Genomic DNA, 7279 nt, shown 5'->3' on the forward strand with positions numbered 1-7279 from the left:
TTGATGTTCATCAAAACGTTTGTACACATTTTCGGTGACTCCAGTGTAGTAGGTTTTATCAGAACAAAGTAATATATAGACGAATGATGTTTGCATGATCAATTGTATTAATAAGATTTGATTCAACGAACGTCACTTCGAGTAGAATTTTGCAAAAATTCGTATTGAGAAGTTTTTGATGGGAAGACAAATTTTGTGCTTCGGTTCACGGGTTCTCGATACATTTTTCTGCGCTGCGCTACGAAAAACACTCGAACTGACGGAGCTCGACTTATGTTTAATGACTGTAAATGGTCACTTCGAGTAACGTAGCAAAGCGAAGTGTATCGAGAAGTTTTTTGAGAGAAAGACAAAATTTGTGCTTCGGTTCACTGGTTCTCGATACATTTTTCTGCGCTGCGCTACGAAAAACACTCGAACTGACGAGGGAAGTGACGGAATATATTTTTTATATTGGATCTACCAGTGGGGCTTCCGGAAGTCCACTTGGGGTGTCGTGGATGATGTAGTCGTTGTACTTGGCTTCGTTGGTTTCGTAGAAAATATCCTGACCGATACCTGCATATTTTGTGAGCAGTTGGTAGAGTTTATTGAGCGCTTCTACTCTACCTTCGGTGGCAACATCACGGTCTGAAATACCTTGAGCTTGTGAATCGATAGCGATGTCTAAAGTATCACGTTGTATAGTCAGTGTATTGATCTTGTCTACCGTAAGACCTTCATCTGAAAGTTCGGTAAGGTATTTCACTGCGGTGAGGCTCATGATCTTGGCAACGCGCACAAGCTCGGCATCGCTTTGCTGACTGATCAATGCATTGCCGAATTCCTTGTATTTGGCACTGTGCTGTCCGAAAACATTTTCTGCCGCATTGAAAATACTGCGCATCGATTTTTCCAGTGCTTTTCTGGCGGCGTCTTTTTGTTCGGTGAGATCTATTTTGATGGCTTCCAGCTGTTCATCGCTTGGGAAACTGTCTACCGTGTTTCGGGCAGTGGTCAATTCGGTCTTTTTTGTGGGATTGTAGCCACGGTCTGTAAATTCGTTGAGGTCTCTGTCAATCAAAGCGATCAATTCGTCAGCTTTTTGTTTCAGTACAGAATCTGCAATTCTGAAGCTACGGATTACCTGTTCTTTTTTCATAATGGATTTGTTTTTGTGTTTTAAATAAGGATTTGAGATCTAATTTTATCTTTTGTATTCATTCATCAACTCTCACAAAAAGTCTGCAAAGCGCTGATAAATAACAAATTGTACTTGATTGCCTCTTCGAACTGGTTGATGGGCACTTCGAACTGCTTGGACAGCTCTTCGAATTACTTGTTTGCTTGTTCGAAACAGTTGATTGTCTAAACGAAGCACTTGAACGGCCTTTCGAAGGGATTGATTGTCTCAACCAAATACTTGAATGCTATTTCTAAACGGTTAAAGTGGTCTTCGACCTCCTTGAGCCATCAAGCGTAGTACTTTACCGGTTTTTGAGTACAGGAAGTTGTTGGTTACAATGTTGGTTTTTGTGGGATCCGATGGTACCGGAAGCCTGCGCATGAAATGCGGGATTATTTTTAAATATCATCATTTTGTTTTTTGTTGTTCTTAAAACAAATATAAAAATATTTTTGATTAGTATCGGGGTGAGGCTTTTATTTTTTTAAATGGAAAAACCTCGCTGGAGGGCGAGGTTTATTTATTGATAATTATTAATGGTGGAATTCAAGCTAACTGCTCGGGAAATATAATAGGCTGTTAAAACAAAAAAGGAGAAACTTTCAACTTCTCCTTAAATCACATTTCCCCAATACGATCTTAGAGACAAGTTTACTTTTATTTATTAACGTTCAAAGATGGCATCAATATCATCTTCGCCCGATCTTCCTGAGTAGTAGCCTCCGTAACTGTCACGATCATAATCGGGCTCATAACTTTCCAAATATCTTGTAACCTTAGAATCTACATCTATCCCTGAAACAATGCTAGAGGTAGAGAAAGAAATTTTTTCTAGTACACTTACGTTGAAGCCATCTAAAAATGAATCAAGATTCTCTCTAATTTCATCTTCAATACCATGTATATCTACATCTATTTCAGGATGTCCTTCGTAATAGCTATAAGTTTGATTAATATGTTTGGCATAATCAACATCTAAATCATTACTATCAACAAAGCTTCTCAAATATTTTTCAAGTAAAATATCAATTTGTATTAAAATAGTTTCATCGTCAATATTGTGAACATCTATAAAATCAAACAGTTTTTTTAATGTGTCCTCATCCTCTACGTCCATAATAAAATTGTATAAAAACTTAAAATTTTTAAATTCAATTTTTCTTTCAAATTCTGATAAAATTATTAATAACTCCCATAATCTATTCCCGCTCGGGTTGTTAGCATTTATTAGTGTATTTAAAAAAAGGGCTATTCTTTTATTTATTGTTGCATTCAAAAAGTCAAAATAGCATAAGGCAATTAAAAAATCCCAATCTTCACTCTCCAATTTATTTTCAAAAAAATAATCAAACAAATCTTCTAATATTCTACCAGTATATGAATTATTAATTTTGTTAGATTTTAATAAAGCGTGCAAATAATCTATGGAAACTTCATTATCTAATGATTTAAGAATATTACAAATCAAAGCAATTTCATTAGAGTATTCATTTAGAACAAAATCCGCGATGGATGGGTTGAATAAAACATATTCATATTTATTTTCCCCAATGAGATTTCTATTCAATAATGATTTTGTTGCTAATTTTCTTATAGCTTCAAAACTTTTATCAGAAGTATCACCCATATTTACTGTGTGAATCTTTAGAAAGGTAGTATAAGAGTTTCTTAAATTATCCTCAGTTATTTTTCCATTATTAAAGACAGTTAAATATGTAAGAGCTCTTACACAGTCATCGGTTTGATTTTGAAAATAATCCGCCCAAATAACCTCAGGCTGATCTAAACTTTTGATAATGTATGCCCAATAATTTTCGGGTTTTAAATTTCCAATAAAAGAAGAGTCAGTTATAAACTCTATTATTCGGGGATTAAAATTTTGATGTTTTATTATTTCCTTATACCTTTTATCTTCGTATATAATATCAATAAATTGTTCCGGTAAATTTGAATGATATATATGATTGTAAAGAATTTTTGCTTTATCAAGATTAGTCAAATTTTTAATTGTTAGTAAAAATTCATTATCGCGAATTTTTAAATTTTGAAAAATGTGACTTAAGCTGTATGCTTTATTCAAAATATTTGTCCTTGATGTAAGAATAAACTTTTTGCTTTTATCTTTTTTAATTCTACTTATGAATTTGACAATATGAGAATCTTTTTTATTGTTGATAGCATCATACATATTACTACCTAAAAAATCATCACAATAAAATAGAATTTTTTTTTGTTCATTTTCACGAAATAAACTTTCCGCTTCATTAATATTTTCTTCTATATCGCAAAATTCATAACCCTTTGCTATGTAATGAATTGCCAAATTATCAGCAAGTGTAGTTTTACCGATTCCCGGCTCACCAGTCAAAATGATTACATTATTTTCTTCTAGTATTCTTAATCCTTTATGATGATTATCGGTGACTACATATCTGTAAGCCTTTTCCTCAATTTCTCGTATTGTAAATTGACTTCTGCCTTTTATGGCATTATTATAAAGAATATCTAATACACTCGTACTAGTAATCCATAGTTTATAATTCCTTTCAACAATATCTTGATTTTCCTTTTTAGATAAAAAAGTATTTAAATCTTCTAGTCCCCAAATATCTCTCTCTGAATTAATATATGGTTTGAAAATTTCTTTAATTTCTTGTTTATTGTTTCTAGAAAGTTTTTTTGAAGTGACAAAGATATATTTACTAGGATTTAGTTTTTTTACTTTATCAAACTCTTCAGTTTTTAATTTTGAAATCAATTGAGGATAAGGTGTTTCTAAATAACGTTTACACTGTATAATTCCTTCGTTTTTTTCACCAATCCAAAATCTACCATCAACACCGCCATCTCGTCCAGACTTAAAAATTTCTACTTTATTTTTTAGTTCTTTCTCAATGACTGAAGCAGCTAAAATTTCAAATTCTCTATCATTTAATTTTGAAAAGTCATATTCCATGTTGCGCGTTCGTTTTATTCAAATTTAAGAAATAATAATTTTTAAATTACATTATGCATTTAATATAAAATTGCTGCTAACGTTTAGTTCGAAACAATACGTCCAGCCAAACTAACTTAAAAAAAATAAATAATATTCTTATAAAAACAATTATTTCTAACTTAGAGGAAAATAATACTAATCTTCTCGATACAAAATTATTCTTCAAATAATTTTTACGCGAACTGACGGAAGTTGTCAACAATAGAAATAGTATTTCATTATAAAAGCCTTAAAAACTCTTAAATAAAATCTAATTTATCATTCACTTGGGAATTGATTAATATAAAAACAAAACGTATCAAATTGAAATACAGCAGATTTTATTTTTAACAAAAGATTATATTTTCTCTTATGGTTTTGTAACTTTCTTATCAATAGTTTTGTCTCATTAATAAAAACTCAATGACAAAACTTTTATCTACTCTACTTTTACTTTGTACGGTACTTATTTTTGGGCAAACTCAATTGAAAGTTTTCAATAAAACTAATAAAAAACCGATTGAAAATGCAGCTGTTTACTGTGACGACAATCTTTTGGGAAAAACCAATTACGAAGGCGTTTTATCTTTTAAAACAAAATGTAAAAAAGTAGAAATTCTTGCCAGCAATTTTGAAGATGCTTTGGTTGATGTAAAAAAGTCGATGGATCTTGGTATGCAGCCTTTATCAGAAAAACAAAGTAACATCGATAAAATTATCATCACCGATAAAAGTGACCCGAAAGCTTTGAGAATTTTAGATGAGGTCAATAAAAGGGAAAAAGAAAATTCACCAAAGTCTTTAGATACCTATAACTTTAAATCGTACTCAAAGTTTTCAATTGATGTAGACAAAGATTCAATTGATACTTTTAAAAATTTCTTGGCTTCGAGAAAAGATTCTCTTTCAAAAGTCGATAAAAAAGAATTTAAGCAAAAGGAAAGCGAAAAGAAAGATTCGTTAATTAATGAAGACTTCATCAACGCTTCACAGGAAAGCCAGATGTTTCTTTGGGAAAAGGCAACAGAATACAAATATTCTCAGAAATTTGGAGAGAAAACCAATATCATCGATAACAGAATGTCGGGTTTTAAAAATCCAATTTATGAAGCTTTGGCAATTAATATTTCCAATTTAAACAGAACTCCAAGACAGTTAAGACCTGAAAATAGAAAGCTTTTCAACTTTTATATGTCAGATACTCTACAATTAGACGGAAGAAAAACTTATGTTATCAAATTCAAAGAAATTACTGATAAAAAGAAGCAGAATCCAAGAAAATTTAATGGTAAAATTTATATTGATTCTGAAACGTATGCACTGAAAAAGTTTGAAAGTGCCAACAAAAAAAGAAATGAAGGCGACATTATCTCTGTATGGAAACCAATTGACGGAAAATGGTTTTTGGATTATGAAGATATTAAACTGAAAATGGGCGACCAAACCTTCAATATTGCAAAGAGAGACAGTGTAAAGACCGACAGTTTAAAGAAAGGCGCATACATCAGCGACAAGCGAAAATACCATCAGAAAACCTTTGGAAATTATCTGTATGTAAAGAACCGTTTCTTTGATTTTCAACTGAATGAAGCTCAAAAAGCATCAGAATTTAAAGGCTATTCTCTCGAAATGAAAAACTCTGACGGAACTTTGCTAAATAAGTACAGAACCGACAGCCTTACTGCAAGAGAAAGTGCAACCTACACTCAAATCGACAGTTTTGTACAGAAGCATGATTTTGAAAAGAAACTGAGTTTTTTAACTCAATTAATGAGAGGTAATCTGCGCTATAAGATCATTGATTTTGACTTGACTAAATTTATCAGCTACGATAAATACCAAGGTATTCGTTTAGGAGCCGGTGTAAAACTCAACGAAAAATTCAATAAAACATTTTCTCCCGATGGATATTTCGGTTATGGTTTTAAAGATCATACATGGAAATATGGACTTGGTTTAGACATGAAATTATCTAAAAAAAGAACTTCAGTTTTCCGTATTGATTATGTAGATGACGTTTTTGCGGCAGGAAGATTCAGCAATAACATGTGGGATATGATGATGAAAGTGAATGATCTGAATCTGGACCTGCACAATGCCAATTTTTATAAAAATCAAAAATGGGGAGCATTCTATTTGTATGATATTTCGAACTCCTTGAGTATGAAAATTGCCGTAAATAAAGAGAAACAGGAAGCACTTTTTGATTATCAATACAAAAATTTAGGAAACCGTTTTGACAATGTAAGCACAACGTTATCACTAAAATTCTCGCCAAATGATAAAAATATCATGACACCAAGCGGAAAATACACGTATGAAAAAGGCTTTCCGCAAGTTTATATGAATGTTGAAAAAGGAATTGATGCATTAGGCGGAGATTTGGATTATTACAGAGCTGATGCGTTGATTATTCACCAGTTCAGATCAAAATTGGGGATTACCAATCTTAAACTTTTTGGTGGAATTTCATCAGGAACTGCCCCAATCTGGAAAAACTTCGAAATTGCAGGTCAGAACGACAGAAACCCTGATCATTGGTATTCTAATATCAACACTCCAAACAATTTGGCATTTGCAACGATGCCTTCAGGAACTTTCTTTGCAGATAAATTTATCGCATTTAAAGTTTCACAGTATTTACCTTTCAGGTTTAAAACGTTCGGTTCGAGATATTCAAACATCGAACTGGAATACCAGGCTGCAATTGGAGATCTTAAGAACAGAGGCGATCATCAATTCGATTTTCAGGTACTCGATCATTATTATCAGGAAGTTGGCGTGATCTGGAATAGATTTTTAGGCAGAAACTTCGGTGTAGGCCTCTCTTATAGACTAGGATATTATCAAACCTCACAATTCAAAGATAACTTTGGAATAAAACTGAGATTTAATGTTTTAAATTAATGAAATAAACTCTTTATAAACGAGATTTAAAAATAAAAAAACGTCATTAACCTTTAAAGTTGATGGCGTTTTTTTAGGACTAGTCAAAAAAATTTCAGAAAATTTATCCTCGAATTATTTATATGATGATATTATTTTTTTCAGGAGCTATTTCCGTCTATCCGCTCATACTCCTCACGCCAATGCTCTCCAACACCAAATCCCTCCTACTCTCCAACTCATGTTCCGGG

The 7279-nt window shown here is 32.2% G+C and carries 4 protein-coding genes; 1 reads left to right on the plus strand and 3 read right to left on the minus strand.

Annotation, left to right across the window (positions count from 1 at the left end; translation table 11 throughout):
- The 3 genes from AB671_RS22070 to AB671_RS19820 form a co-directional block, all read right to left on the minus strand.
- On the minus strand, positions 1-96 hold a 96-nt coding region (locus AB671_RS22070; protein ID WP_185114162.1), incomplete at its 3' end, for a GIY-YIG nuclease family protein.
- Positions 97-448: 352 nt separating this feature from the next.
- Positions 449-1141 (minus strand): hypothetical protein, encoded by a 693-nt coding sequence (locus AB671_RS19815; protein WP_066682298.1) that lies wholly within the window; start codon positions 1139-1141, stop codon positions 449-451.
- Between the two features lie 688 nt (positions 1142-1829).
- Positions 1830-4121, minus strand: coding sequence for a restriction endonuclease (locus AB671_RS19820; protein ID WP_066682301.1), 2292 nt, complete (start codon positions 4119-4121; stop codon positions 1830-1832).
- Positions 4122-4565: 444 nt separating this feature from the next.
- On the opposite strand from AB671_RS19820, the gene AB671_RS19825 reads away from it, so the two are divergent.
- Positions 4566-7049, plus strand: coding sequence for a DUF5686 family protein (locus AB671_RS19825; RefSeq protein ID WP_066682304.1), 2484 nt, complete (start codon positions 4566-4568; stop codon positions 7047-7049).
- Positions 7050-7279: the final 230 nt, after the last annotated feature.

The sequence above is a fragment of the Chryseobacterium sp. BGARF1 genome, from assembly GCF_001677955.1.
In the GTDB taxonomy this organism is placed as follows: domain Bacteria; phylum Bacteroidota; class Bacteroidia; order Flavobacteriales; family Weeksellaceae; genus Chryseobacterium.

What these genes read in the sequence shown, in the direction of transcription:
- AB671_RS19815 (WP_066682298.1), bottom strand. Translation starts at nt 1,141, where the DNA reads ATGAAAAAAGAACAGGTAATCCGTAGCTTCAGAATTGCAGATTCTGTA.
- AB671_RS19820 (WP_066682301.1), bottom strand. Translation starts at nt 4,121, where the DNA reads ATGGAATATGACTTTTCAAAATTAAATGATAGAGAATTTGAAATTTTA.
- AB671_RS19825 (WP_066682304.1), top strand. Translation starts at nt 4,566, where the DNA reads ATGACAAAACTTTTATCTACTCTACTTTTACTTTGTACGGTACTTATT.